This is a genomic window from Streptomyces sp. NPDC002742 (assembly GCF_042888885.1).
Lineage (GTDB): Bacteria > Actinomycetota > Actinomycetes > Streptomycetales > Streptomycetaceae > Streptomyces.
The window spans coordinates 74,784-101,102 of the sequence record NZ_JBIAQF010000019.1; the positions used below are offsets into that span (position 1 = coordinate 74,784).

22 protein-coding genes are annotated in these 26,319 nt (G+C 70.9%); 10 read left to right on the forward strand and 12 right to left on the reverse strand.

Annotation, left to right across the window (positions count from 1 at the left end; genetic code table 11):
- Positions 1 to 85: 85 nt before the first annotated feature.
- Positions 86 to 1,642, reverse strand: a complete 1,557-nt coding sequence (gene dacB, locus ACFYW8_RS30115; RefSeq protein ID WP_389083622.1) for a D-alanyl-D-alanine carboxypeptidase/D-alanyl-D-alanine-endopeptidase — start codon at positions 1,640 to 1,642, stop codon at positions 86 to 88.
- Between the two features lie 79 nt (positions 1,643 to 1,721).
- Between dacB and ACFYW8_RS30120 the strand changes: the two genes are divergently transcribed.
- Together ACFYW8_RS30120 and ACFYW8_RS30125 are read left to right on the forward strand one after the other, a co-directional pair.
- Complete coding sequence (locus tag ACFYW8_RS30120) at positions 1,722 to 2,213, forward strand: inorganic diphosphatase (RefSeq protein ID WP_261704692.1); 492 nt, start codon at positions 1,722 to 1,724, stop codon at positions 2,211 to 2,213.
- 156 nt (positions 2,214 to 2,369) lie between these two features.
- Complete coding sequence (locus tag ACFYW8_RS30125; RefSeq protein ID WP_389083627.1) at positions 2,370 to 4,028, forward strand: threonine/serine exporter ThrE family protein; 1,659 nt, start codon at positions 2,370 to 2,372, stop codon at positions 4,026 to 4,028.
- A gap of 71 nt (positions 4,029 to 4,099) precedes the next feature.
- On the opposite strand, the gene ACFYW8_RS30130 is transcribed toward ACFYW8_RS30125, so the two are convergent.
- A complete protein-coding gene (locus tag ACFYW8_RS30130; protein ID WP_389083632.1) occupies positions 4,100 to 5,233 on the reverse strand; it encodes a DedA family protein in 1,134 nt (377 codons plus the stop codon).
- A 139-nt stretch (positions 5,234 to 5,372) separates the two neighbouring features.
- Here ACFYW8_RS30130 and ACFYW8_RS30135 point away from each other — a divergent pair, with 139 nt between their 5' ends.
- Positions 5,373 to 5,738 (forward strand): YbjQ family protein, encoded by a 366-nt coding sequence (locus ACFYW8_RS30135; RefSeq protein WP_365878459.1) that lies wholly within the window; start codon positions 5,373 to 5,375, stop codon positions 5,736 to 5,738.
- A gap of 187 nt (positions 5,739 to 5,925) precedes the next feature.
- On the opposite strand, the gene ACFYW8_RS30140 is transcribed toward ACFYW8_RS30135, so the two are convergent.
- A complete protein-coding gene (locus tag ACFYW8_RS30140) occupies positions 5,926 to 6,693 on the reverse strand; it encodes a MerR family transcriptional regulator (RefSeq protein ID WP_365878456.1) in 768 nt (255 codons plus the stop codon).
- 128 nt (positions 6,694 to 6,821) lie between these two features.
- Between ACFYW8_RS30140 and ACFYW8_RS30145 the strand changes: the two genes are divergently transcribed.
- Together ACFYW8_RS30145 and ACFYW8_RS30150 are read left to right on the forward strand one after the other, a co-directional pair.
- Positions 6,822 to 8,108 carry an ion channel protein gene (locus tag ACFYW8_RS30145; protein ID WP_389083642.1) on the forward strand — a complete coding sequence of 429 codons (1,287 nt, stop codon included), beginning with the start codon at positions 6,822 to 6,824 and terminating at the stop codon, positions 8,106 to 8,108.
- A gap of 118 nt (positions 8,109 to 8,226) precedes the next feature.
- A complete protein-coding gene (locus ACFYW8_RS30150; RefSeq protein WP_389083647.1) occupies positions 8,227 to 9,633 on the forward strand; it encodes a glutamate decarboxylase in 1,407 nt (468 codons plus the stop codon).
- A gap of 291 nt (positions 9,634 to 9,924) precedes the next feature.
- Here the strand turns inward: ACFYW8_RS30150 and ACFYW8_RS30155 are convergent, their stop codons facing one another.
- The 3 genes from ACFYW8_RS30155 to ACFYW8_RS30165 all read right to left on the reverse strand — a co-directional run bounded on the left by ACFYW8_RS30155 (position 9,925) and on the right by ACFYW8_RS30165 (position 13,143).
- The gene (locus tag ACFYW8_RS30155) at positions 9,925 to 10,473 is read right to left on the reverse strand and encodes a DinB family protein (protein WP_365878449.1); all 549 of its coding nucleotides are present in this window, start codon (positions 10,471 to 10,473) and stop codon (positions 9,925 to 9,927) included.
- 160 nt (positions 10,474 to 10,633) lie between these two features.
- Positions 10,634 to 12,094, reverse strand: coding sequence for an aldehyde dehydrogenase family protein (locus tag ACFYW8_RS30160; protein ID WP_365878447.1), 1,461 nt, complete (start codon positions 12,092 to 12,094; stop codon positions 10,634 to 10,636).
- A 224-nt stretch (positions 12,095 to 12,318) separates the two neighbouring features.
- Positions 12,319 to 13,143, reverse strand: a complete 825-nt coding sequence (locus ACFYW8_RS30165; protein ID WP_389083919.1) for a helix-turn-helix domain-containing protein — start codon at positions 13,141 to 13,143, stop codon at positions 12,319 to 12,321.
- 338 nt (positions 13,144 to 13,481) lie between these two features.
- On the opposite strand from ACFYW8_RS30165, the gene ACFYW8_RS30170 reads away from it, so the two are divergent.
- Positions 13,482 to 14,003 carry an ATP-binding protein gene (locus tag ACFYW8_RS30170; RefSeq protein ID WP_365878445.1) on the forward strand — a complete coding sequence of 174 codons (522 nt, stop codon included), beginning with the start codon at positions 13,482 to 13,484 and terminating at the stop codon, positions 14,001 to 14,003.
- A 140-nt stretch (positions 14,004 to 14,143) separates the two neighbouring features.
- On the opposite strand, the gene ACFYW8_RS30175 is transcribed toward ACFYW8_RS30170, so the two are convergent.
- From ACFYW8_RS30175 to ACFYW8_RS30190, 4 genes are all read right to left on the reverse strand, one after another.
- The gene (locus ACFYW8_RS30175; RefSeq protein WP_365878443.1) at positions 14,144 to 14,428 is read right to left on the reverse strand and encodes a DUF397 domain-containing protein; all 285 of its coding nucleotides are present in this window, start codon (positions 14,426 to 14,428) and stop codon (positions 14,144 to 14,146) included.
- A 216-nt stretch (positions 14,429 to 14,644) separates the two neighbouring features.
- On the reverse strand, positions 14,645 to 15,103 hold the full coding sequence (locus ACFYW8_RS30180) for an SRPBCC domain-containing protein (protein WP_389083924.1): 459 nt from the start codon (positions 15,101 to 15,103) through the stop codon (positions 14,645 to 14,647).
- Positions 15,104 to 15,225: 122 nt separating this feature from the next.
- Positions 15,226 to 15,540, reverse strand: a complete 315-nt coding sequence (locus tag ACFYW8_RS30185) for a metalloregulator ArsR/SmtB family transcription factor (RefSeq protein WP_365878494.1) — start codon at positions 15,538 to 15,540, stop codon at positions 15,226 to 15,228.
- A 203-nt stretch (positions 15,541 to 15,743) separates the two neighbouring features.
- Positions 15,744 to 16,133, reverse strand: coding sequence for a VOC family protein (locus tag ACFYW8_RS30190; RefSeq protein ID WP_365878441.1), 390 nt, complete (start codon positions 16,131 to 16,133; stop codon positions 15,744 to 15,746).
- 143 nt (positions 16,134 to 16,276) lie between these two features.
- On the opposite strand from ACFYW8_RS30190, the gene ACFYW8_RS30195 reads away from it, so the two are divergent.
- Both ACFYW8_RS30195 and ACFYW8_RS30200 read left to right on the forward strand, forming a co-directional pair.
- Positions 16,277 to 16,813 (forward strand): hypothetical protein, encoded by a 537-nt coding sequence (locus ACFYW8_RS30195; RefSeq protein WP_389083663.1) that lies wholly within the window; start codon positions 16,277 to 16,279, stop codon positions 16,811 to 16,813.
- A gap of 292 nt (positions 16,814 to 17,105) precedes the next feature.
- A complete protein-coding gene (locus ACFYW8_RS30200; RefSeq protein WP_389083667.1) occupies positions 17,106 to 17,663 on the forward strand; it encodes a DUF4232 domain-containing protein in 558 nt (185 codons plus the stop codon).
- 276 nt (positions 17,664 to 17,939) lie between these two features.
- Here ACFYW8_RS30200 and ACFYW8_RS30205 read toward each other — a convergent pair whose 3' ends face one another.
- Positions 17,940 to 19,067, reverse strand: coding sequence for a DUF2786 domain-containing protein (locus tag ACFYW8_RS30205; protein WP_389083671.1), 1,128 nt, complete (start codon positions 19,065 to 19,067; stop codon positions 17,940 to 17,942).
- 283 nt (positions 19,068 to 19,350) lie between these two features.
- On the opposite strand from ACFYW8_RS30205, the gene ACFYW8_RS30210 reads away from it, so the two are divergent.
- Together ACFYW8_RS30210 and ACFYW8_RS30215 are read left to right on the forward strand one after the other, a co-directional pair.
- Positions 19,351 to 20,094 (forward strand): Clp protease N-terminal domain-containing protein, encoded by a 744-nt coding sequence (locus ACFYW8_RS30210; RefSeq protein ID WP_365878433.1) that lies wholly within the window; start codon positions 19,351 to 19,353, stop codon positions 20,092 to 20,094.
- A 162-nt stretch (positions 20,095 to 20,256) separates the two neighbouring features.
- Complete coding sequence (locus ACFYW8_RS30215) at positions 20,257 to 21,948, forward strand: bifunctional 3'-5' exonuclease/DNA polymerase (protein WP_389083678.1); 1,692 nt, start codon at positions 20,257 to 20,259, stop codon at positions 21,946 to 21,948.
- Between the two features lie 178 nt (positions 21,949 to 22,126).
- Here the strand turns inward: ACFYW8_RS30215 and ACFYW8_RS30220 are convergent, their stop codons facing one another.
- Entirely contained in the window at positions 22,127 to 26,002 is a 3,876-nt protein-coding gene (locus tag ACFYW8_RS30220; protein ID WP_389083683.1) for a BTAD domain-containing putative transcriptional regulator, read from the reverse strand.
- Positions 26,003 to 26,319: the final 317 nt, after the last annotated feature.

Here is a 26,319-nt window from a genome sequence, read left to right on the forward strand (position 1 = left end):
CCCGATCGAGGGGCTGATGGGTGCTTCTGGTGCCCACGGGACGGGAGGGGCCGGAGGTCTCCGTTCGGGGACGGTCAGGGGGTGTCTAGCGGCAGCCGCACGCCACCAGTGCCGTCGCCGTGTGGTCCAACGCGGCCCGCGCGTCCAGGGGGTTCGGGGGGTGGGCGGCGTCGGAGGTCAGGAAGGCGAAGGCCAGCAGGCGGCCGTCCTTGTCGACGACGGTGCCGGCGAGGGTGTTGACGCCGGTCAGGGTGCCGGTCTTGGCGCGGACGACACCGGTGGCGGTGGGGGCGTGCGCGTAACGGGTGCTGAGGGTGCCGGTGAACCCGGCGACGGGCAGGCCGGTGAGGACCGAACGGAGTTCGGGGTGGGCCGGGTCGCCGGCCTTGGCCAGCAGGGCGGTGAGCAGGTCCGCGGAGAGCTTGTCGGCACGGTTCAGGCCGCTGCCGTCCGCGAACTGCGCCCCGGACAGCGGGAGTCCGAGCTTCTGCAGCTGGGCGCGGATCGCCTTCGCGTCGCCGCCGAAGCTGGGTTCCTCACCGGTGGCGAGGGCGACCTGGCGGGCGAGGGCCTCCGCGATGTCGTTGTCACTGTTGGTCAGCATCCGCTCGACCAGGGCGGACAGCGGCGGCGAGGAGACGGAGGCGAGGGCCTCGGAGCGGCTCGTCGCCTTCGAGGGGCCGGGCGCCGTCGTGGTGATGCCGTGGTCGTGGAGCAGGTCCGCGAACGTGCGCGCGGCGGCCGCCGCCGGGTCGAGGGCGCGCCCGGCCGGCCCGCTGGTCGTGTCGTCCAGGCGGCCCTCGTCGGCCATCAGGGCGGTGACCTTCGCGATGTTCTCGTTGACTCCGATGGGGTGAAGACCGGGGCCGGAGTACAGCGAGGTGTCGTAGGAGAGCGTCACGTGGTCCATGTGACGGGCCTTCAGGGCGGTGGCCGTCTCCGCGGCGAGGGTGCTCAGGTCCGCCCAGCCGTCCGCGGGCTTGCGGGCGGTCAGCGTCGGGTCGCCGCCGCCGACGAGCACGACCTCCTTGGTGTCGGGCTCCAGGACCGTACGCGTCTGGATGCGGTGGTCGGGCCCCGACGCCGTGAGGGCGGCGACCGCGGTGGCGATCTTCGTCGTGGAGGCCGGCGTCTGGACCTGGTCGGCGCCCTTGCCGTAGAGCCGCCTGCCGGTCGCCACGTCGACCACGACGGCGGTGCGCACCGCGCCGAGGACGGGGTTGGCCAGCAGCGGGTCGAGGACGTTCGCGAGTGCCTTCTCGGCGGGCGCGGGCACGGCACTCGCCGAGCCGCCGAGTCCGGCCAGCACGGAGGCGGCGCTGGGGGCGGGCCGGGGTGACGTTCGGGGCGTACGGGATGTACGTGCGTGATCTGCGCCACCCTCGGGCGCCCGCGATGCGGCCCAGTCCCGCTCGGCCGTACGCTGGCCGGTGGAGTCCCAGGGGCCGGCCACGGCCGCCGCCCCGGCCGCCAGGGCCAGGCCCACGGTGGCCGCGACGGCTGTGAGCTGCGGTGTCGTCAACCGCACGGCACGCGGCCGCATGGCTCGGGTGACCCGCGCCACATGCGGTTTCACCGTCCGCGCGACCCGCACCACATGCGGTCTCGCAGCCCGCCAAGCCCTCAGCTCTGGCACGACCACCAGCCCCTTTCGCGATCACCCACCTGCGTGAGGGACACTTAACCACCAGAACTATGTGCTGATCATGGAGGAGCCACCGGTGGAGTTCGACGTCACGATCGAGATTCCGAAGGGTTCACGGAACAAGTACGAGGTGGACCACGAGACCGGTCGGATCCGTCTGGACCGTCGACTCTTCACCTCGACCAGCTACCCGGCCGACTACGGCTTCGTCGAGAACACTCTCGGCGAGGACGGCGACCCGCTGGACGCCCTGGTCATCCTGGACGAGCCGACCTTCCCCGGTTGCCTCATCCAGTGCCGCACGATCGGCATGTTCCGTATGACGGACGAGGCCGGCGGCGACGACAAGCTGCTGTGCGTCCCGGCGCACGACCCGCGTGTGGAGCACCTGCGCGACATCCACCACGTGTCGGAGTTCGACCGCCTGGAGATCCAGCACTTCTTCGAGGTCTACAAGGACCTGGAGCCCGGCAAGTCCGTCGAGGGCGCCGACTGGGTCGGCCGCACCGAGGCCGAGGCCGAGGTCGAGCGTTCCTACAAGCGCTTCAAGGACCAGGGCGGTCACTGACCTCCCCGTGGGCGGTCGATGACCTCCCCCTCTTCCGAACGGGCCGCGTGATCCCCATGGGGGTCTCTCGGCCCGTTCGTGCGTCCGTACGCATACTGAGGCATACGGAAGGCAAGAAGGAGAACCACACTCACGCGAAAGGCGAGGCTGGAGTTGGTGGCGGACCCGGAAGCGGAAGACCGCAAGCCGCAGTCGGACGAGGCGAGGAGCGCTTTCAGCCCGCCCGCGGGTGTGGCGGCGCCGGGACCGGCGGCGGCCGACGAGGAATCGTCGACGACATCGGAGTTCGCGCTGCCCGTGGGTCTCGACGCCCCGCAGCCGCACGGGCCGGAGCAGGAGGGCTCGGCATTCAGCACGCCGCGCACCTACAGCGCCAAGCACGCCCCGCCCGCCTTCACCCCGGCGACCGGCATCCCCCTGGTCAGCCTGACCAAGGACGCGCCGTGGCAGGACCGTATGCGCACGATGCTGCGCATGCCGGTGACCGAGCGGCCCGCGCCCGAACCCGTGCACAAGGAGGACGACTCGGGGCCCGCCGTCCCGCGCGTCCTCGACCTGACCCTGCGCATCGGCGAACTGCTGCTGGCGGGCGGTGAGGGCGCCGAGGACGTGGAGACGGCGATGTTCGCGGTCTGCCGCTCCTACGGTCTTGACCGCTGCGAGCCGAACGTCACCTTCACCCTGCTGTCGATCTCGCACCAGCCGTCCCTGGTGGACGACCCGGTGACGGCGTCACGGACCGTGCGCCGCCGGGGCACCGACTACACGCGCCTGGCGGCCGTCTACCGGCTCGTCGACGACCTGAGCGACCCGGAGACCGCGTTCTCCCTGGAGGAGGCCTACGGGCGCCTCGCGGAGATCCGGCGCAACCGGCACCCGTATCCCGGCTGGGTGCTGACAGCCTCCGGCGGGCTCCTCGCCGGAGCCGCCTCCGTGCTCGTCGGCGGTGACGCGATCGTGTTCGTCGCCGCGGCGCTCGGCGCGATGCTGGGCGACCGGCTCGCCTGGCTGTGCGCGGGACGCGGGCTGCCGGAGTTCTACCAGTTCACGGTGGCCGCGATGCCGCCGGCCGCGATAGGGGTCGCGCTCACTCTGGCGCACGTCGATGTGAACGCCTCCGCGGTGATCACCGGTGGGCTCTTCGCGCTGCTGCCGGGGCGGGCGCTCGTCGCGGGGGTGCAGGACGGGCTGACCGGCTTCTACATCACGGCGTCCGCGCGGCTGCTCGAAGTCATGTACCTCTTCGTGGGGATCGTCTCCGGCGTCCTGCTGGTGCTCTATTTCGGCGTCAAACTGGGCACGCAGCTCAACCCGGACGCCGGACTGCACATCTCCGAGCGGCCGCTGATCCAGATCGCCGCGTCCATGCTGCTGTCGCTCACCTTCGCGATCCTGCTCCAGCAGGAACGGTCCACCGTCCTCGCGGTGACTCTCAACGGGGGCGTGGCCTGGTCGGTGTACGGGGCGATGCACTACGCGGGAGGGCTCTCGCCGGTGGCCTCCACGGCCGTCGCCGCGGGCCTGGTGGGTCTCTTCGGGCAGTTGCTCTCGCGCTACCGGTTCGCGTCCGCGCTGCCGTACACGACGGCCGCGATCGGGCCCCTGCTGCCCGGCTCGGCGACCTACTTCGGGCTGCTGTCCATCGCCCAGAACGAGGTCGACAAGGGCTTGGTGTCGCTCACCAAGGCCGCGGCCCTCGCGATGGCCATCGCGATCGGGGTGAACCTGGGTTCGGAGATCTCCCGGCTGTTCCTGCGCCTGCCGGGCGGCTCCGCAGGCGGGCGGCGGGCCGCCAAGCGGACGCGCGGGTTCTGAGGCCCGGCCCGGAAGAACCGGGCCGCCGGAGGGCGGACCGCGGAAGGCCGGGCCGCCGGAGGGCGGGCGCCTCAGTTCTGCGCGGGGCCCTGGCCGTACGGGTACTGCTCCGAGCCGTACCGCTGCTGCGGGTGGTCCTGGGGGTGCTGCTGGGGGTACTGCTGGGAGTACTGCTGCGGCGGGTGGGCCTGGCCCTGGTCGGGGCCCTGCTGGTAACCCTGGTCGTACTGCTGCTGGTCGTAGCCGTAGCCCTGGTCGGAGCCGTAGGGCTGCTGGTGCTGGTACTGCTGCTGCGGCTGCGGCTGCCGGTACTGCTGCCGGGGCGGATAGCCGTTGCCCTGATGGCCGTAGCCCTGGTCCTGATTGCCGTACGACTGGTCCTGGCCCTGCTGGTTCCCGTACGACTGGTCATGCCCCTGGTTGCCGTACGACTGCCCGTGGCCCTGGTTGCCGTACGACGAGTCCTGGCCCTCGTGGACCGGCGGCACGCGCAGCGGCCTGGTCGCGTCGTCCATGACGGGCACGGCGGGCCGGGTGTGGGCGGCCGCGGGCTGGGCCGGGACGGGCTCCTGGGGCGGGTTCTTCTTGGCCTGGGAACGGGCACGCAGGAACTCGATCATGATCGGGACCACCGAGACGAGCACGATCAGGATCAGGATCAGCTCGATGTTCTTGTTGACGAACTCGATCTTGCCGAGCCAGGAGCCGAGCAGTGTGACGCCCGCGCCCCACATCACGCCGCCGATGACGTTGAAGGTGAGGAAGGGGCGGTACCTCATACCGCTGACACCGGCGATGATCGGCGTGAACGTGCGCACGACGGGCACGAAGCGGGCCAGGACCAGGGACTTGGGCCCGTACTTCTCGAAGAACTCGTTGGCCTTGACCACGTTCTCCTGCTTGAACAGGCGGGAGTTCGGGCGGGTGAAGAGCGAGGGCCCCACCTTTTTGCCGAAGAGGAAGCCCGCCTGGTCGCCGAGGACGGCGGCGAGGCAGATCAGCGGGATCGCCGCCCACAAGGGGAAGTCCATCGCGCCCGTGGCGATCAGCAGACCGCAGGTGAACAGCAGCGAGTCGCCGGGCAGGAAGAAGCCGATGAGCAGGCCGGACTCGGCGAAGACGACCAGCAGCAGGCCCCAGATGCCGAAGTTGTCCAGGAGCGTGTTCGGATCCAGCCAGCTGGGACCGAGGGCAAGCGTCATCACGGTTCCGGGCTCCTGAGGGGTGAGGGAGGTACGGCGGTCCTGTACGGCCGGCCAAAGCTATCAACGCATTGTGTCCACGCCAGGTTCCACCCGTGTCTCCAGGATGCACTGTGCGACGACTGGGACAAAGCTGTGAGCCATGGGCATCGATGAATACGGCGGCGGCCAGGGTCCCCACGAGGACGTCCTGGTCGTGACGACGAACGACGTTCCCGGCCATCGCGTCGAACAGGTGATCGGTGAGGTCTTCGGCCTCACCGTGCGCTCGCGTCATCTGGGCAGCCAGATCGGCGCGGGCCTGAAGTCGATGATCGGCGGTGAGCTCAAGGGGCTCACCAAGACACTGGTGGAGACCCGCAACCAGGCCATGGAGCGGCTCGTCGATCAGGCACGCGCGCGTGGCGCCAACGGCGTACTGATGTTCCGTTTCAATGTGTCGGAGGCTGCGGACGTGGGCACGGAGGTGTGCGCGTACGGCACGGCCGTGGTCCTGGCCAAGCAATAACACTCATCGGCACATCGGGACATCGGTAAGAGGCGCCCGCCATTGCCGACGCACCTTACCGATGCCGGCGCCCCTTACCGATGTGCCGGCACCGCCCGAGCGGGTCACCGACGCCGACGGCGTCGTCCGAGCGGACGGCGGCGAGCGGCCGGCTCTGCGCCCGTCGCCGTCACGGACACCTCCTGGATCAGCCCTCCCCGGTGTGCCGGGCGGCGTTCGCCGTGATCGCGTCCCTCAGGTGCTCGGCGAGCCCCGGCCGCATGGAGTCGTAGAACTCCTTGAACCGCTCGTCGGCGACGTACATGCCGCCGAGTCCCCGGTGGATCTCGTACGTGCACGCGTAGAACCATTTGGTGATGTGCTGCCGGTGTTCCTCGGCCATGTCCATGGCCCGCTCACCGTCCGGCCGCTCCCCGGCCTCCATCAAGGCGTCGTACCGCTCGCCCCAGGAGGCCACCTCGGCCCGCATGCGCTTCCAGTCGTCCTTGGTGTAGCGGGCGGCGCGACGTTGCGACTCGGCGTACGTGTCCGTGCCGCCCCAACGGCGCTCGGCCTCCTCCGCGTGCGCCTCCGGGTCCTTGTCCCCGAAGACCTCGAACTTCTCCTCGGGCGTGAGGTTGATGCCCATCGTGCGTGCCTCCATGGCGTGTTCCACGGCCGCGGCCATCTTCTGCAGCTTCTCGATCCGGGCGGTCAGCAGGTCGTGCTGGCGGCGCAGATGCGCGCGCGGGTCCGCTTCCGGGTCGTCGAGCAGGGCGGCGACCTCGTCGAGCGGAAAGCCGAGCTCCCGGTAGAACAGGATCTGCTGCAGCCGGTCGAGGTCGGCGTCGTCGTAGCGCCGATGACCCGCATGGCTGCGTCCGCCGGGCGCGAGCAGACCGATCTCGTCGTAGTGGTGCAGCGCGCGCACCGTGACTCCGGCGAATCCGGCGACCTGGCCCACTGAGTAGCTCACTTCCGCTCCTTCCTCGGTACGCCCTTCACGATGAGGCCTGACGCGACGTGAGGTGCAAGCCGGAAATACCGGGGTCCGACGACGGGACTCGGAATGTTATGTCCGTTTCGCGCGCTTAGGGTGAGCCCGTGACCCACGAAGCGGCTCCCCCGGGACCGGCCCTCACCCGGGCGACGCCCGCACGGACTCTGCTGCCGCTGTTCCTTCCGTCCGCGGTCGTCGGCGCTGTCTCGGCCCTTCTCTACGTGGGCGTGAGCAAGCTGGCCGACCAGCTCAAGGACGTCCTGTGGACGGATCTGCCGGACGCGCTCGGCATCGGCGGCTACTCCTCTCTCTGGATGATCGTCATGCTCACCACCACCGGCATCCTGGTCGGTCTGGTGGTGTGGAAGGCGCCGGGGCACGCGGGCCCCGACCCGGCCACCGTGGGGCTCCAGGCCGAGCCGATGGCGCTCTTCATCCTGCCCGGACTGCTGGTTGCCACCGCGCTGATGCTGGCGGGCGGCCCGAGCCTCGGCCCCGAGAACCCGATCATCGCCACCAACGTCGCGCTGGCGTTCTGGGCGGGCCGCAGGTTCGCGCCCGCGGCGCCCGGCGTGCTGTGGGTGACCCTGGCCGAGGCGGGGACGATCGGCGCTCTGTTCGGCACTCCGGTCGCGGCGGCGCTGGTCATCTCCGAGGCGCTCGCCGGGCGGCAGGTGAAGGGGCTGTTGTGGGACAACCTCTTCGCGCCGCTGACGGCGGCCTCGGTGGGTTCGATCACCACGGCGCTGCTGGGACACGCGAGCTTCGACCTCGGTCTGCCCCCGATCGGCAGTCCCGGCTGGGCCGATGTGCTGTCCGCGCTGGTGATCGCCTCCGTGACGGCGGTGCTCGGCATGGCCGGGGTCCGCGTCTTCCCCTACGTCCACAAGGTGTTCACGCTCCTGCGCCACCCCATGGTGGCGCTCCCCGTCGGCGGGCTCGTCCTCGGCCTGCTCGGCTGTCTCGGCGGGCCGCTGACGCTGTTCAAGGGCCTGGACCAGGTCGCCGAGATGGCCCGGAACCCGGACGGCTATTCGGCGGGCCGGTACGCGCTGATGGGCGGGGTGAAGCTGGCCGCGCTGGTCGTCGCGGCGTCCTGTGGGTTCCGGGGCGGCCGGATCTTCCCGGCCGTGTTCATCGGTGCCGCCTTCGGTCTGTGCGCCCACGCGCTCGTGCCGTCGGTCCCGTCGTCGCTGGGCTTGGCCGCGGGGGTGCTGGGCATGCTCCTCGCGATCACCCGGCAGGGCTGGGTGAGCCTGTTCACGGCCGCCGTCCTGGTGTCCTCGCCCACGATCATCGCCCTGCTCTGCATCGCCTCCCTGCCGGCCTGGCTGCTGGTGACCGGGCGGCCGCAGATGCAACTGCACGAGGACGGAAGCCCGATCCGGTGAACCGCCGGGTGGCCCTCATCCGATGAACCGGATGAACCAAAAGGGGACGCGCCGTCCCGCTGAACCGTTGGGAGAACCAAAGGGACGCGCCGTCCCGCTGAACCATTGGGAGAAGCACATGCCGCTCCACCAGGGCCACCAGAAGCCCGATGACCGCCCGCTCTCCGTCAATCCGTTCTACGGCGAGACCAATCCGGTCAGCGGCATGATCGAGGCGCCGCCGAAGCACCGCCTCCCGGACGGACCACTGCCGCCCACGACCGCGCTCCAGCTCGTCCACGACGAACTCATGCTGGACGGGAACTCCCGGCTGAACCTGGCCACCTTCGTCACGACCTGGATGGAACCGCAGGCCGGGGTCCTGATGGCGGAGTGCCGGGACAAGAACATGATCGACAAGGACGAGTACCCCCGTACGGCCGAACTGGAGCGGCGCTGTGTGTCGATGCTCGCCGACCTGTGGAACGCGCCGGATCCGTCGGCCGCGGTGGGCTGTTCGACGACCGGGTCGAGCGAGGCGTGCATGCTCGCCGGCATGGCCCTGAAGCGGCGCTGGGCACAGCGCAACGCGGACCGCTATCCGGGCGCGCGGCCCAACCTGGTCATGGGCGTGAACGTCCAGGTGTGCTGGGAGAAGTTCTGCAACTTCTGGGAGGTCGAGGCCCGCCGGATCCCCATGGAGGGCGACCGGTTCCACCTCGACCCCGAGGCGGCGGCGGAGCTGTGCGACGAGAACACGATCGGGGTCGTCGGAATCCTCGGCTCCACCTTCGACGGGTCGTACGAGCCCATCGAGGAGCTGTGCGCGGCGCTGGACCGGCTCCAGGAGCGCACCGGCCTCGACATCCCGGTCCATGTCGACGGCGCGTCCGGGGCGATGATCGCGCCGTTCATCGACGAGGACCTGGTCTGGGACTTCCGGCTGCCCAGGGTGTCGTCGATCAACACCTCGGGGCACAAGTACGGCCTGGTCTACCCGGGTGTCGGCTGGGCGCTGTGGCGGACGGCGGCCGAGCTGCCGGAGGAACTGGTCTTCCGGGTGAACTACCTGGGCGGCGACATGCCGACCTTCGCGCTCAACTTCTCCCGGCCCGGAGCGCAGGTCGTCGCGCAGTACTACACGTTCCTGCGGCTGGGCCGCGAGGGCTACCGGACCGTGCAGCAGACGACCCGGGACGTGGCGCGCGCACTCGCCGAACGCATCGAGTGTATGGGCGACTTCCAGCTCATCACCCGGGGCGACGAGCTGCCGGTGTTCGCCTTCACGACGGCCCCCGAGGTGACCGCGTACGACGTCTTCGACGTGTCCCGGAGAATGCGCGAGACCGGCTGGCTCCTACCCGCGTACACCTTCCCGGAGAACCGCGAGGACCTGTCCGTGCTGCGCGTCGTGTGCCGCAACGGCTTCTCGTCCGACCTCGCCGACCTCTTCATCGAGGACCTGACCCGACTGCTGCCCGAACTGCGCCGCCAGCCGGGTCCGATGACCCATGACAAGGGCGCGGCGACGGGTTTCCACCACTAGGACCTGCCGAGGCGGCCGGGCCGGGCCGCTCGCGGCTCTCCGGGAGGAGCCGCGAGCGGGCGGGCGGGCGGTTGGCGGGGGCGAGCGGTTGGCGGGCAGGCGGTAGGCGGGCAGGCGGTAGGCGGGCGGGCGAGCAGTGGGCGGCAGGCATCGGCCCGCGTCGCTTGCGACGAGACGGACAGCCGGCATGCCGTCAGGACGGGCGCAGTCGGGCCTCGGGCGCGGAGCTCAGCCCCGGGCAGGTGTAGGTGTCTTGCGGGGGCTCAGCCCCGGTAGGCGTCTCGTGGGGGCTCAGCCCCAGGAGGTGCCCTGCTCCATCGCCACCAGTTCGAAGGCCGTCTTGCCGTCCAGGGACTCGCGGATGATGTCGGCGTGCCCGGCGTGCCGGGCCGTCTCGCGGATCAGGTGGAGAGCCAGCCAGCGCATCGAGACACGGCCCTCGGGCGGGAACCAGGGGTCGCTCGGGAGCGCGAAGGTGTCGTCGAGGCTCGGCACCGCGCGGAGGAACTCGTCCGTCTCGGCGGCGACCTTCTCCCAGTACGCGAGCTGCGAGGCGACCGTCTCGCCCTCGGCCAGGACGAAGCACTCGTGCCAGTTCGACTCGTCCCGCTTCACCGCGGGCGACTCGCCCTTGGCGCGGGCCACCCAGCCCTGCTCGACCTCGGCGACATGCTTGAGCAGCCCCGAAAGGGAGAGTTCACTGGCGCTCGGGCGGCTCGCGGCCTGCTCCTCGGTCAGCCCGAGCAACGACCGGCGGATGCCGCCGCGCTGCTCCTCGATGAAGGCGAGCAGCGCCCCGCGCTCGTCGCCCCGCTCTTCCGCTCGCACCTGCGTGACCATGACCGGCCGCCTTTCATCGGGTCCTCCTGACTGACACCGACAACGCTACGGACCCTTGCGGTCAGGTTCTGTCCGCAAGGGCCCGGGCGCGCTGACGATCATGCGAAGGCGTATCGAGGTCGTATCGAAGGGGTTTGAGGGTCAGCGGGTCGGACGGGTCTCAGAAGGGGAAGCGGCTCCGCCCGTGCTGCACCGAGATCCACTTCGTCGTGGTGAAGGAGTCGACCGTCGTCTCGCCGTTCAGACGGCCGATGCCGGAGTGCTTCTCACCGCCGAAGGGGACGAGGGGCTCGTCGTGGACGGTGCCGTCGTTGACGTGGAACATGCCGGTGTCGATCTGCTTGGCGAAGTTCACACCGCGCTCGATGTCCGCCGTGTGGACGGCGCCGGAGAGGCCGTACGGGGTGTCGTTGACGATCCGGACCGCCTCTTCCTCCCCGTCGAACGGGACGAGGAAGACGACCGGGCCGAAGATCTCCTGCCGGAGCAGGTCCGAGCCGGCGGGGACACCGGTCAGGACGGAGGGCTCGACCATGTTGTCCGTGGTCGAACCCTGCAGCAGGGCAGTGGCGCCCTCCGCGATCGCCTGCTCGACGACGCTCGACAGCGCGTCCGCCTGGGAGGAGTTGATGACCGGGCCGATGACCGTCTGCGGGTCGCTCGGGTCGCCGGTCTTCAGCGTCCTGACCTTGGCGACGAACTTCTCGGTGAACTCGGCCTCGATCGACCGGTCCACGAGGACACGGTTCGCGGCCATGCAGACCTGGCCCTGGTGGACGAAGCGGCTGAAGACCGCCGCGTCGACCGCGTAGTCGATGTCCGCGTCCTCCAGGACCACCAGTGCGCTGTTGCCGCCCAGTTCGAGCACCGAGCGCTTGAAGTTCGCGGCGCAGACCGTGGCGACGTGCCGGCCGACCTTGTCGGAGCCGGTGAAGGAGATGACCTTCGGGACCGGGTGCTCGATGAAGGCGTCGCCGATCTCGGCGATGTCGGTGATGACGACGTTGAGCAGACCGCCGGGCAGGCCCGCTTCCTCGAAGATCTTCGCGACCAGGGAGCCACCGACGATCGGGGTGTTCTGGTGCGGCTTCAGGACCACGCCGTTGCCGAGCGCGAGAGCCGGCGCGACGGACTTGATCGACAGCAGGAGGGGGAAGTTGAAGGGGCTGATGACACCCACGACACCGACCGGGACGCGGTAGAGGCGGTTCTCCTTGCCGTCGACCGGCGAGGGGATGATCTTCCCCTCGGGGCGCAGCGCCAGCTGGACCGACTCGCGCAGGAACTCCCGGACGAGGTGGATCTCGAAGGCCGCCTTGAGGCGGGTGCCGCCGAGCTCGGCGATGATCACGTCGGCGATCTCCGCCTCGCGCTCGTCGATGACGGCGAGCGCCTTCTCGAAGACCGCGCGACGCGCGTACGCGTTTGTCGCGCCCCACTTCTTCTGCGCTCGCTCGGCGGCGCGGTAGGCCTCATCGACCTCGTCGACCGTCGCTATCGTGATCGACGCCAGCTTCTCGCCGTCGTACGGGTTGAAGTCGATGATGTCCCAGGAGCCCGTTCCCGGGCGCCACTCGCCGTCGATGTACTGCTGGGCCAGGTCGGTGAAGTAGGACGACATGTGCTCCCTCAATCCCTGTGCTGCCGAGGCAGTCCTTGGCCCGGGTCAGCAGACATCCGATCACGGTCTGATCACACGTCATCGTACTTGTGTTTCAAGGGAGTTGAAGGAGACCGGGGAAGTCCGGGGGAGCCTGTGGGCGCGCGCGGGGAAGTCCGTGGACGCGCGACACGGACCGGGACAGGGCGGAGGAGTACCGGGGTTCGCCGTCCCGCCAGCGGTTCTCAGGAGAGCTGGAGCAGCCCCCGCAGAAGATCGCGGCTCTCGGACGGCCCCGGGCTGTCCTGCTGCAACTGCTTGAGCGCGCCCTCGTACTGGGTGACGTCCTCGCGCTTGTCCAGATAGAGCGCGCTGGTGAGCTGCTCCAGATAGACGACGTCGGACAGATCGGACTCCGGGAAGCTCAGGATGGTGAAGGAGCCGCTCTCGCCGGAGTGCCCGCCGAAGCTGAACGGCATGACCTGAAGCCGTACGTTGGGGTGCTCCGAGACCTCGATCAGATGCTGGAGCTGTCCGCGCATCACCTCGCGGTCGCCGTACGGGCGGCGCAGCGCGGCCTCGTCGAGGACGATGTGGAACTCGGGGGCGCTCTCGGAGACGAGGTACTTCTGCCGCTCCAGGCGCAGGGCCACGCGCCGGTCGACGTCGGCGGCGGAGGCGCCCTTCATCCCGCGCCGGACGACCGCGTGGGCGTACGCCTCGGTCTGCAACAGGCCGTGGACGAACTGCACTTCGTACACCCGGATCAGGTGGGCCGCGCCCTCGAGGCCGACATAGGTGGGGAACCAGCTGGGCAGGACGTCGGAGTAACTGTGCCACCAGCCCGCGACGTTGGCCTCCTTCGCGAGCGAGACGAGGGAGGTGCGCTCGGCTTCGTCGTTGATGCCGTAGAGCGTCAGCAGGTCCTCGACGTCGCGTGTCTTGAAGCTCACCCTTCCCAACTCCATGCGGCTGATCTTCGATTCGGAGGCACGGATCGAGTAGCCGGCCGCTTCACGGGTGATGCCACGCGCCTCACGCAGGCGCCGCAGATGTGACCCCAGCAGCATGCGCCGCACCACCGAGCCGCTCGACTCACCAGCGCTCACGTTCGTCAGCCTCCCCAACCGTCTTCCAGACGCCGAAGTCTGCCACTAAAACACTTCAAGCAGTACTCGTTCAGTTACGGAAACGGAAAGTAGCCAAAGGAGCCGCACAGGAAAAGATCGCTCGGAGGTCAACAACCGAGAATAAGGTGAAGGAAGAAATGAGCAAGAAGTAGGAGAGGAAGGTCCAATTCGGGCGCGTGCACGTGCATCTGCCCTTGCATCTGCTGTACGCATTCGGAACCATGGTCCCCGCGCCACCGCTGCATCGCAACGATCGCGAACACCCGGGAGTGCCTCGCATGGGGACGAATGGATCGACCATGCTCGAACCCTTACGGCAGGGACTTCCGCCTCTCGATCCCGCGGCCGTGTCCAGCGCCGCTTCCTGCGCCTTGCCCGCCCGCTACGAAGCGGTGCGCGAGGCCCGGCAGTTCACCCGCGGAACGCTGGACCAGTGGGAGATAGGCGACCGTTTCGACGACGTCTGCCTGGTGGTCTCCGAGCTCGTCACCAACGCCCTGCGGCACGCGCTGCCCTCGGACACCCCCCGCAAGGACGACCAAGGGCCGCCCGTACGCCTGCACTTGATGCGGTGGACCTCGCGTCTGGTGTGCGCGGTGCGCGACCCCAGCCACGACAGTCCGGTCGCCGGCGACTCGGACGACTTCGCGGCGGAGTCGGGGCGCGGCCTCTTCCTGGTCGACTCGTTCTCGGACAGCTGGGGCTGGCACCCGCTCGCCGGAACGCTCAGCGGCAAGGTCGTGTGGGCGCTGTTCCGGCTGGGATCCCAGCCGGGGACGGCCGCAGGCCCCTCCGAATGACGAACCGCGGCGCCTTTTGGCGCCGCGGTTCTACGCGCGTTACAGAACGCTGCGCACCGTTCACCTTCGGTTGACGCCACCCGCCCCGTGACCGGCTCTCCCGCGACCGGCCCGTTCCGGACAGTTCACGATCACGGCTGTCAGCCCGCGATCAGATGGTCGAACTCGCCGTCCTTGACGCCCAGGAGCATCGCCTCGATCTCGGCGCGTGTGTAGACGAGCGCGGGCCCCTCGGGGAACCGCGAGTTCCGCACGGCCACGTCACCGCCGGGCAGCCGCGCGAACTCCACGCAGGAACCTTGCGAGTTGCTGTGCCGGCTCTTCTGCCAGGCGACGCCGTCCAGCTCGGTCGCAGCCATGCCGTTGTACACGAATTCAGCCATACCGTTGTACACGTCATCCACGTCGAACACGTCGTGGTCCACAGGTCGCTCCCCGGTCGTGCAGTGGCTGAGGTGGCCATAGATGCAGTAGTCAACTGACTCGGATCATAGCTCCGTTCATGTGCAAATGCATGTGCATATGCATGTGCAGATGCACGTGCACGCGGGGTGGTCCTGCGGTTACAGCTATTGCCGTCCTTGACTACCGGCTGTCGTTCGCCCGACTACGGTCTGCAGCTCACCGGAGTGCGGGCCGAACTACATCCGGTCCAGCGCATTCCCCAGAGATCGCAGCACATGCGATCTCCAGCCCCCGTCCATGATCTTCCGCGCCATCATCTCTGCGGGATCGTCCGGATCGAATCCCTCGTGTACTAGGAAGAGACGCGTACCGCGCCCTTCCTGTTCCAGTGTCCAGGTAATGGTCCAGTCCGCGGGACGGGATGCGTTCGCGTCGGCCCACCGGACGCTCAGCATCCGCTGCGGCTCGTAGGCGAGAACGCGCACGTCAACCGTGCCGGAGAAGTTCGAATTGGGGCGCGGGACCGCGGTCAGCGTGTACCGGTGGCCGACTTCGAGCCGGAAGTTCTCGGACCCCGGCATCTGCCACTGCGCGAGCAGTTCGGGCTCGGTGAGCGCACGCCAGACCTTGGCCGGCGGATGCGGCAGGAACTGGTCGACGCGGATGGTCGTGAGGTCGTCCTCGGGTGCGGGGATCGGGCCTTCTGGATCGGCGTTCGTGCCGCGCTTATCGGGGTTCGTGCCGTGCGGGTCGGGGGTCGCGCCCTGAGCGCCGTTCGTGCCCTGCGGGTCGGGGGTCGCGCCCTGCGGGTCGGGGGTCATGTCTCAGCATCGTCGGGCATGCGGTCCAGGAGATCGCCGAGACCCTTCAGTCTGTCGCGCCAGAACCGCTCGTACGGATGGAGCCAGTCCTGCACGTCGACGAGCGGGGCGGCCTCCAGGCGGTAGATCCGCTGCCGGCCCGCGCGCTCCTCGGACACGAGTCCGGCCTCCCGGAGCACCTTGAGGTGTTCCGAGAGGCTGGGGCGGCGCATGGCGAAGTGGTCGGCCAGGGCCTGGACGGGCTGGGGCCCCTGCTCGCGCAGCAGCCGGAGCACCTCACGGCGGGTGGCGTTGGCGAGCGCGGCGAAGATCCGGTCCTCGCGGGCACCGGCGAGAACTTCGGCGGACGCTCCTGCGGGAACCCCGGCGGTAGGTCCGGCGGGAACCCCGACGGAAGGTCCGACGGAAGATCCGCCGGGAACCCCGGCGGAAGCCACTGCCCCGCTGCCGGGCCCGGCCTCGGTTCCCGTTCCGGTCCCGGTCACAGTCATGGCGCGCTCAGCACCCTTCGCTCCTACTCCGAGGCCGTCTCCAGGGCGGCCTTCTCCGTGATCAGCATCAGACCGTTGCCGTCCGGGTCGCGGAAGGAGGCCATGCGGCCCCAGGGAAGGTCGTCGGGGCCCTCCACCGCGACACCCGCGGCAGTGAGCCGCGCGCAGTCGGCGTCGACATCGGTCGTGACCAACATGATCCCCCGGGTCTCACCGGGCGTGAAACTCCCCATGCCCGGACCCGAGAGGGTGAAGACGGTCTGCGCCCCCGCGGGCGCCACCTGGAGCCACCGGCCGGGCGGCATGTCCCGGTCGGCGGTGACCTCGAAACCGAGGACGTCCGTGTAGAAGCGCAGCGCCCGGTCCTGGTCGGCGACGGGAAGCGTGACGAAGGAGGCGTGGGTGATGTCCATAAGCGCAGGATAGGTAGGAGATTCCCTACCCGTCAAGCATAGGAAATCTCCTACCTATGGATCCGAGCGGGTTCCCCAGGTCCTCCTGGTAACTTGCTGCGATCGTTCGGGTGACCCGCATCCAACCCACTTTGGGGGCTTCAGTGACTACGGCGACCTTCCCGTCCCGCCAGGCGCGTATCGCGGCCGCGACCGCGGGAGTGGCGGCGGCGCTCGCGCTGACCGGTTGCAGCAGCGGGAGCAACGACTCCGGGGACGCGTCCGCGAGCCCGAGCGTGTCCGCCACGGACGGCACCGGTACGGGTGACGCCGGTACGGGTGACGCCGGTACGGGCGGCAGCTCCGGAAGCACCCCCTCCGCAGGCGGCGAACTCCAGGGCAGCTGGCTCACCACCGCGGGCGGCAAGGCCGTGGTCCTGATGATCAACGGCAAGCAGGCGGGTCTCTTCGCGACCGGCGGCACCGTGTGCAGCGGCACCTCGTCCGGCGAGGCGAGCATGCGGATGATCCGCCTCGCCTGTACGGACGGCAACAAAAAGCGCGCCGTCGGCATGGTCGACTCCGTGAGCGGTACGACCCTGAAGGTCACCTGGGAGGGCGGCCTCGGCAAGGAGACCTACACCAAGACCGCGGGCGGGAAGCTGCCGACGGACCTGCCCACGGCGAACCTGGGCTCCTGACCCCGCGAAGTTGACGGCCCGGGCGCCCGCACCCGGTCCCGCGCGGCAGGGCGTCCCGTCGTTTCACTACGGAAGGGCGTTCCGTCGGTTCGTTCAGACACTCCGTTCCGACAGCGGCCCGTTCCGACGGCAGTCCGTTCCGACCGCGGCCCGTTCCGACAATGCGGGAAAGATTCGCGGACAATAGCGGGCGATATCGGTCCCGGGTGGGTGAACGGCCAGGGGCGCGCAACCTCGGCGGCCCCGGGTGCGTGATGATCCATGCACATCGTCACGACCTCCAGGGGAACCCATGCGCGCTCTGCCCATCGCCGTCACCGTCCTCGCGGCGGCCCTCGCTCTGACCTCCTGCGACGGCGGCGGCTCCGGCAGCTCCAGCGGCTCCGGGAAATCGGGTGACTCGGCCGGCTCCGCCAAGAAGGCCGCCGTCGCGGCCTGCGTGATCGGTGACGCGGGTATCCAGGTCGGTCCCGCGAACGCCGCCACGGCCGCCGGGGACACGGGCAACATCCCGGTCACTCTCACCAACAAGGGCGCCCAGTGCACCCTGAAGGGCTTCCCCGGGCTCTCCGTACAGGCGGGCGGCACCTCGGCGGACATCGCCGCGGACAAGTCCGCGGCCCCGGAGCAGCTGACCCTCGCCAAGGGCGATACCGCGTCCTTCACCATCACCTACGTACGGGGCGCGACGGGCGACGCGAAGACCCTCGCCGTGAAGACGCTGAAGATCGGCCTGCCCGGCGCCGACACGACACGGAGCTTCCCGTGGTCGTACGGCCCGCTCGCGGGCAAGGGCTCGGCGAGCGAGCCGAACGCCTCCGTGACCCCGTTCCAGCACGCGGGCGACTGACGAACGAGCACCCTGCCGGGCCCGTACGGAACCGTCGGACCCGTACGGAACCGCCGGGCTCTCCCACGGGACGGCCGGGGAATCGCGAGACGCCGGGTGCTCACGGGTACGGGCAAGGGCGCACGTACGGGCGAGGTCGCACGGGTACGGGCGAGGTCGCACGGGTACGGGCGAGGTCGCACGGGTACGGGCGAGGTCGCACGGGTACGGGCGAGGTCGCACGGCACGACCGGGCGCCCACGGGAACGGGCGAAGTCGCACGGCACGACCGGGCGCTCACGGGAGTGGGCGCCTGCCCCGGACCTGCGCCCGGTCCGCCGCCGCGGCACCCTCGTGCCATCCGGCCTCGTCGGTGACCCCACGCATCCGGGTTGTCACCGTTTCCGGAAACATCTGGTCCAGGTGGTCCGCGACCGCCACGTCACGGGCCGCCAGCACCGGCAGCAACTCCCCCTCCGTGGCGGTCACCTGGCCCTCGGCGACCGAAGCGAGCCGGTCGCCGATCCGGTGCGCGTACGCGGCGAGGAACGACTGGCGGAACGTCTTCGTGCGCTTGCGGCCGCCCGCCCGCTGAGCCGCCTCCGCCTTCGTCATCGCCGCCGTGGCCTGCACGAGAAGCGAGGTGTAGAGGAGCTCGACCGCCTCCAGATCGGGTTCGAAGCCGACCACGGTCGAAAAGCAGAGAGCGTCGTTCCAGACGGCCCGGCAGCGGTTCGCCCCGGCCACCGCGTCCAGGAGCACCGCCTTGGCCGTCTCGTAGGGCGGCTCGACGCCGATACGGCAGGCGCCGGGCACGTCCTTCGCGTGGGTCCGGGCCGCGAGCAGCGCCTCGTCGATGCTGTGCCGCGCCATCAGCTCCTGCGCCTTGGCGCTGAGCGCCTCCGCCTCCTCCGGGAAACCGGTCGCCTCCGCCTTCGCGAGCAGGGCGCGGATACGGGTGAGCATGCGCGTCTCCTGCGGGGCGGCCGGCCCGGCCGGCAGCTTCGGCGGGTGCAGCGGCTCGATGGAGGGCAGACGCAGGAGCAGACGGTAGAGCTCCAGGACGGCGGTGGCGTGGGAGAAGCGGTCGGCGCGGAGGTCGTGGGGCTCGGCCTCCAGTTCGTCGAGCTGAGCCGCCCAGCGCGCACCCCGGGGCGAGCGGTCGCGCCGACTGTCACCGAGGATCGAGGACGTCACCAGGCGTACGTGTACGTCGTCCAGGTCGCGCCGCACGATCCGTACGACATCGGCGGGCTGCCATCCGCGCCTCCAAGCCGCCGCGACGAACTCCTCCCCGCGCCGGGCGAGTTCGGCGTCGGAGGCCGGGTCGGCGGCGAGCAGGGAGGCGCCGGTGTCGAGGGCCGCTTCGGAGTCGGCGTAGAGGGCGGCCCCGAAGGCGCGCTCCACGGTGCTGGACGTACTCATCCCCCGATCGTGTCACGGGCTGTCCGGGTGCCGAGGTACGCCCTGGTCTCGAAGCCCCCGGCTCGTCCACAGCCTGTGGATAATGCACCGGCCGCCGAACCCGGGACGACAGGAACCCTCCCTGGCGCCCGCCCGGAACTCGCCCGGCACTCGCCCGGCACTCGCCCGCCTCCATTCTCCGCGCGTCCCGCGGGCGCCCCGCCGATGCTTCACGAACGCCTCGGGCGACGACAGATGTCAACTTCGGGTTGACACCCCCAGACTGTCAACCTACCGTTGACACATGACGACGAATCCACCCGGCAAGGCATCCGTGCGTCTCGACGACCTCATCGAGGCCATCAAGAAAACGCACAGCGACGCGCTCGACCAGCTCCAGGACGCGGTGATCGCGGCGGATCACCTGGGCGACGTGGCCGACCATCTGATCGGGCACTTCGTGGACCAGGCACGACGTTCGGGAGCGTCCTGGACGGACATCGGCAGGAGCATGGGCGTCACCCGGCAGGCCGCGCAGAAGCGGTTCGTGCCGAAGGCCGAGGCGGACCTCGACCCCAGCCAGGGGTTCGGCCGCTACACGCCCCGCGCCCGGAGCGTGGTCATGGCCGCGCACAACGAGGCGAAGGCCGCGGGCAACGCGGAGGGGCTCCCCGAGCACCTCGTCCTCGGCCTCCTCTCCGAGCCGGAGGGGCTCGCCGCGAAGGCGGTCACCGCGCAGGGCGTGACCCTGGACGCCGTCCGCGCGGCCGCGGCCGCGGCGCTCCCGCCGGCGGCCGAGGAGGTCCCGGAACTCATCCCGTACGGCCCCGCCGCCAAGAAGGTCCTGGAACTCACCTTCCGCGAGGCCCTCCGTCTCGGCCACAACTACGTCGGCACCGAACACATCCTCCTGGCCCTCCTGGAGTACGAGAACGGCGACGGCGTCCTCAGCGGCATCGGCATCGACAAGACAGCGGTGGAGGCCTACCTCGCCCGCGTACTGGAGGTCATCTCGGCGGGGGGACAGCAGAAGACCGAGGACGAGTAGCGGATTCCGCGGCGGAATCCGCGGACGGATCAGCGGGGCTCAGGAGAGCAGACGGATCAGCAGGGGCTCCGAAGACACGGGACCCGAGCACCGCCGAGCCCCGCCGAGCCCCGCTGGTCGCGTCCGCGGCCATTGTCAGACCCTCCTGCGAGACTCGGAAGCATGACCGAGCGCTGGGCACTCGCGCCGGCCGAGGACGGTGGTGCGGAGATCGCCGCCCTCGGCCCGGACGGGCTGCCCAGGGGACCGGTCCGCCGGGAGGCGGACCTCGCGGAGGCCGTGCGGACGCGGCCGGACGTGAGCCGGTGGGTGTGGCGGTCGACGGCCGATGTCTACCCGCGTCTGCTCGCCACGGGGGTGCGAGTGGAGCGGTGTTACGACATGGAAGCCGCCGAGACCCTGCTGCTCGGACACGAGGGGCGGCTCGGCGAGCCCCGGTCGGCGGCCGCCGCGCTGGCGAGACTGCGCGGCGGCCCCGTGCCGCCGGACCCGCCGCAGCGCTCCGCCGAGCCCGGTTCGCAGTCCTCCCTCTTCGAACCGCGCCCGGTGCACCTGCCGTTGTCGGATCTCCTCACGGTCTACGCCGACCAGCAGCGCCGCCACGACACGACCGCGCATCCGGAGCGGATGCGGCTGCTGACCGCCGCCGAGTCAGCGGGGATGCTGGTCGCCGCCGAGATGAACCAGTCGGGACTGCCGTGGAGCGCGGACGTCCACCGGGACGTGCTGCACGAGTTGCTGGGCGAGCGGTACACCGGAGGCGGTGAGCCGCGGCGCCTCGCCGAGCTCGCCGGGGAGGTGTCCGCCGCCTTCGGGAGAAGGGTCAGACCCGATCTGCCGGCCGACGTCGTCAAGGCGTTCGCGCAGGCCGGGATCAAGGTCAGATCCACCCGACGGTGGGAGATCGAGTCGATCGACCATCCGGCCGTGAAGCCGCTTCTGGAGTACAAGAAGCTGTACCGGATCTGGGTCGCCCACGGCTGGTCCTGGCTCCAGGACTGGGTGCGCGACGGACGGTTCCGGCCCGAGTACCTGCCGGGCGGGACGGTCACCGGACGCTGGGTGACGAACGGCGGCGGTGCCCTCCAGATCCCCAAGGTGATCCGGCGTGCCGTCGTCGCCGACCCCGGCTGGCGGCTGGTCGTCGCCGACGCCGACCAGATGGAGCCCCGCGTCCTCGCGGCCATCTCGCGCGACCCCGGCCTGATGGAGGTCGCGGGCCGCGAGAGCGACCTCTACCAGTCGGTGTCGGACCGGGCCTTCTCCGGCGACCGCGCGCAGGCCAAACTCGCCGTGCTCGGCGCCGTCTACGGCCAGACGTCCGGCGACGGGCTGAAGAACCTCGCCCTGCTCCGCCGCCGATTCCCCAAGGCCGTCGCCTACGTGGACGACGCGGCCCGCGCGGGCGAGGAGGGGCGCCTCGTCCGGACCTGGCTCGGGCGGACCTGTCCCCCGGCGGTCGGGGCGGGCGACGACAGCGGGGAGGAAGCGGGCATCCCGCAGGACGAACCCGTCGACACCGCCGTCGACCAAGGCTGGGTGCCGGGGTACGCCTCCTCCAACTCCCGCGCCCGCGGCCGGTTCGCGCGCAACTTCGTCGTCCAGGGCAGTGCCGCCGACTGGGCCCTGCTGGTGCTGGCGGCACTACGCCGAACCTGCTCCCGGCTCGCCGCCGAACTGGTCTTCTTCCAGCACGACGAGGTGATCGTGCACTGCCCCGCCGAGGAGGCCGACACCGTGGTGGCCGCCATCCGCGACGCGGCCGAACTCGCGGGCCGCCTCACCTTCGGGGAGACGCCGGTGCGGTTTCCGTTCACTACGGCGGTCGTACGGTGCTACGCGGACGCCAAGTAGGGCGTCCGCGCGTCCTGCCGCGCCTTCGGCGCCGGATGCTCTGCGTGGCGGCGACGAAGGTCCGGTTCCCACCGTCGGCGTCGGGCATGGGCGTCGGCATCGACGTCGACGTCGACGTCGACGTCGACGTAGGCATCGGCATCGGCATCGAGGCCGGAACAGGCACCGCCGTCAGACGCTATTGCGCGAGCAGCTTTCGCAGTTCGCCCGTCACGGGGCTGTCCGTCTCCTCCAGGGCCTCCAGCGCCGACATCCACTCCTTGTAGGCCGCTTCGGCGTCGCCGCGCTCCCTGAGAAGCAGGCCCCGCTGATGGCGGGCGAGGCCGCCGGTGTAGCGGTCGGCGCGACGGTCGGCGCGACACCGCAGCAGATCGCACTCGCGCGCGGCCCGTTCCCATTGGCCGACGCCACGCAGGGCGCGCACCAGGCCGAGCCGGGTCTGCGACTCGCCGTGCCAGTCACCGTGGCCGCCCAGGATGCGCAGGCTCTCCTCGAAGTGCGGTACGGCGGCGGTCGGTTCGCCGAGCGTGAGGTGGGCGTAGCCGATGTTGCAGTGCGCGGAGTGCCGGATGATCACGTCCCGCACGGCGTCACCGATGGCGAGGCTGCGCTTGTGGTGATCGATGGCGGCCCGTGGATCGGTGTGCTCGTACAGGTTGCCCAGGTGGCTGTAAGTGATGGCCTCCATGTGCGGATCGCCCAACTCCCGCGAGAACTTCAGGCTTTGGAGCAGGGCTTCACTGGACTCGGCGTAACGGCCCAGGCTTTCGAGGAGCATGCCCCGGTTGTTCAGCCCCCGCCGTGTGCACGACAGCACTCCGAGGCGGCACCAGATCGCGAGCGCCTCGTCGTTCAGGGTGAGGGCCTCGCCCACGCGGCCGGTCACGAAGCGCAGGCCCCCGAGGTCGCCGAGCGCGAACGCCTCGGCGGCCTCGTCGCCGAGCAGCCGCGCCGCTCCGAGCGCCGCCTCGTGAAGGACCTCCAACTCGGCGACGCGACCACTGCGTTGCACGTACGGGTTGAGCTTGCGGGCGAGCACGGGAACGTACGGCGAGGTCTTCGCGTACCGTTCCGCCAGCGCGACCACGTTCGCCAGTTCCGTGTCGCCCCAGGCGAAGGCCTCCCGGGCGGAACAGAACGGGGGCGTGGCCGCGACGTCGGCCGCGTGCCCGGCCGGCTGCGAGGCGGTCGGCCTGCTGCGGTCCTCCCGGTCGAGTCCGGGTTCGAGGATCGCCTCCAGCGAACGGGCTGCGACACCGGCGTACCAGCGCAGGGCGCGCTCGGCGACGAGTGCGTCATGACCGAGGGGAACGGAATCGCCGTGACCGACCGGAACGACCGGACGGCCGCTGCCGGAGCCGGCGCCGACCCCGCCTCCGAAGGCACTCCCGGCGGCCGGAGCGTCCGCGTGCGCACCCGCTCCGGCTGCGGCTGCGGCGAGGACGCACTCCGCCGCACCCGCGATCTCCCGGGCGAAATCCCGTACGAGGTCGTGCGGCGCGTAACGGCCGTAGGCGGTCTCCTCCAGGAGGGCGACATCGACGAGGCGGTCGAGCGCGGCCTCGGCCCGGCGTTCGTCCGTGCCGGTGAGGCGGGCGACGAGGGCGGCTCCGTAAGCCGGCAGGTCGAGCGCGCCGATACGGCACAGGGCGAGCGCCGCGTCCCGGTCGGCCTCGCGCTCGGAGGCGCGCAGCGCGTCGTGCGCGACGGCGAGCGAACGGCGCACGCTCAGGTCGTCGTATTCCAGATGATGCAACCGCCCTTCCGTGGCAGCCAGTTGACCGGCCAGGACGTCCGGGGTCAGAGCGCGGCGGGCAGCGAGGCGTGCCGCGACGACCCGGAGGGCGAGCGGCAGCCGGCCGGTGAGTTCGACGAGGGGGTGCCCGCCGTCGAGTCCGTCCCGGCGGCCGGACACCGCGCGGAGCAGGGCCGCGCTGTCCTGGTCCGTCAGCGGCGCGAGCGGGAAGCGGTCGGCACCGTCCAGTGCGGTGAGCGGTGAGCGGCTCGTCACGATCACCGCGCAGCCCGCGCCAGCCGGCAGCAGCGGCCGCACCTGCGCGGCGTGCGCCGCGTCGTCCAGCACCATGAGAGTGCGGGTGGGCGCGAGCATCGAGCGGAGCAACGCCGCCGCCGCGTCGGGATGTTCGGGGATACGCCGGGGTTCCGCGCCCAGGTCCCGCAGGAGTGCGGCGAGCGCCTGACCGGCGGTGAGCGGGGTCATGCCGGGGGTGGCGCCGTGCAGGTTGACGTACAGCTGACCATCGGTGAATCGTTCCCTCAACCCGTGCGCGACGTGCAGCGCGAGCGCGCTCTTGCCGACCCCGGCCATCCCGCTGATCACCGCGACACGGGGCATCCCGGTGGCGGGGTCACCGCCGAAAAGCCCGCCGCGCGAACCGCTCCGCGTCCCGTCGGCGGCCCCGGAGTCCCTGCCGTAGGCCGTTCCGGGGAACCCTCCGGCGATCGTCGCGTTGCCGGGTGTGCCTCCTGGCGCATCTGCCGACACGCCTTCGGACGCGCCCACGGGTACGCCTCCGGGTACGCCTGCCGACACGCCCTCGGATGTTGCGCCGTCGGGCCCGCCGACGGGGTGCGCCTGGAACTCCGGGTGCGTCAGGTGCGCGGAGCGTTCCGGGTCCAGGACCTGGCAGAGCCGGTCGCGGACGTCTTCGCGGCCGGTGAAGTGTGCCGGGGGCGGTGGGAGTTGGGCGGGGCGGGGCGGCGAAGCCGTGGCCCGGTCGCCCCGGGCGGAGCCGGCCGCGGATTCCGTCGCGCCGCCGCTCCCGTCCCGGCCACCGCGTCGGTCGCCGCCTCTGCCCCCGGCCCTGCCTCCGTCACCACTCCGTGCCCGGTCGCTGTCCCCGTTCCCGTTGCCGTCACTGCTCCAGGTCCGGTCGCTGCTCCCGTTCCCGCCCCCCTCACCGTCCCTGCTCCAGATCCGGTCACCGCTCCCATCTCCGTCCCTGCTCCAGATCCGGTCACCGCTCCCATCTCCGTCGCTGCTCCGGATCTGATCGCCGTCCCCGCCCATGCTCCGGTCGTGGTCCCGGCTCCGGTCGTGCTCCCGGCCCCGGTCACCGTTCCTACCGCGGTCGCCGTTCCTACCGTCACCGTTCCTACCGCGGTCGCCGTTCCTACCGTCACCGTCGCTCCCGCGGTCGCCGCTCCTCCCCCGGTCGGCGTCGCCGCCCAGAACCCCGTTCCCGGCTCCGCCCCTGCCCGGGTCTCGGGCGCCGCTCCGTGCCCCGCCGCCGCCCGGGATCCAGTCCTCGGCGCGGGCCCCACCCGGGGTCCAATCGTTGTCGCGCAGGATCTCGAGGTGGGCCTTGCGCACCGCGGACCCCGGCTCGACACCGAGTTCGTCGACCAGGCGGGCCCGCAGATCGCGGTGGACCGCGAGTGCTTCGGCCTGGCGTCCGGTGCGGTGCAGGACGAGCATCAGAAGCCGGTGGAACGACTCGCGGAGCGGATGCTCCGCTGTACGGGCGGCCAGCTCCGGTGCCAGCCCGTCGAGCCGGGAGGCCGTCGGGGCGAGGTACAGCTCCGCCTCGTACCGCCACTCCAGGACCAGCAGCCGGGCCTCCTCCAGACGCTGGACGAAGGCGTGTCCTCCGGTCTCGGGCGGCAGGCCGCTCAGCGGGGTGCCACGCCACAGCGCGAGCGCGGCGGTGGACTCCCGCAGCGCCCGCTCCCAGTCGCGCTCGGCGTGCGCGTCGCGAGCGAGGGTGGCATGCCGCTCGAAGACGCGGACGTCCAACTCGCCCTCGCCGACCCGCAGGACGTACCCCGGCGGTACCGCGCGCAGCCGTTCCGGATCGTCGAGGAGGCGACGCAGCCGGGTCACATGGTTCTGCAGGGACGCCTGGGCGGAGGCGGGCGGCGCCCCACCCCACAGCGCGTCCTTGAGGACGTCGACGGATACGGCCCGGCCCGGTTCGAGGAGCAGCGCGGCCAGCAGGGCACGCGTCTTGCCGCTGCCGATCGAGCCGACCCCGCCGTCGGCGTCGTACAGGACCGGCGGCCCCAGCAGCCCGAACCGCAGCCCGTTCCGCATCTCGCCGCCCCACTGCCTTTCCGCCCGGCCGCTCCGGCCGCGCACCACGGCGGTTTCCCGCCCTCTCGGGGCGAGTTCACGCCGATCCACTGATCGTTCCCGTGGGAACCGTTGGCCTCATGTTAGCGATCCGTTGGCGCGGCCTGATGTGATCAGTCCATCGGATCTGGCCCGACGGTGCGCGCGTACTACGCGTAACTCGGGGGAGTGTCGCCGCCGCGGCCGGATCCGGGGACGTCAGAGGCCCCGGTCGCTAGGTGATCGACCGGGGCCTCCGTCCGTACAGGATCCGTCCGTACAGGATCCGTCCGTACAGG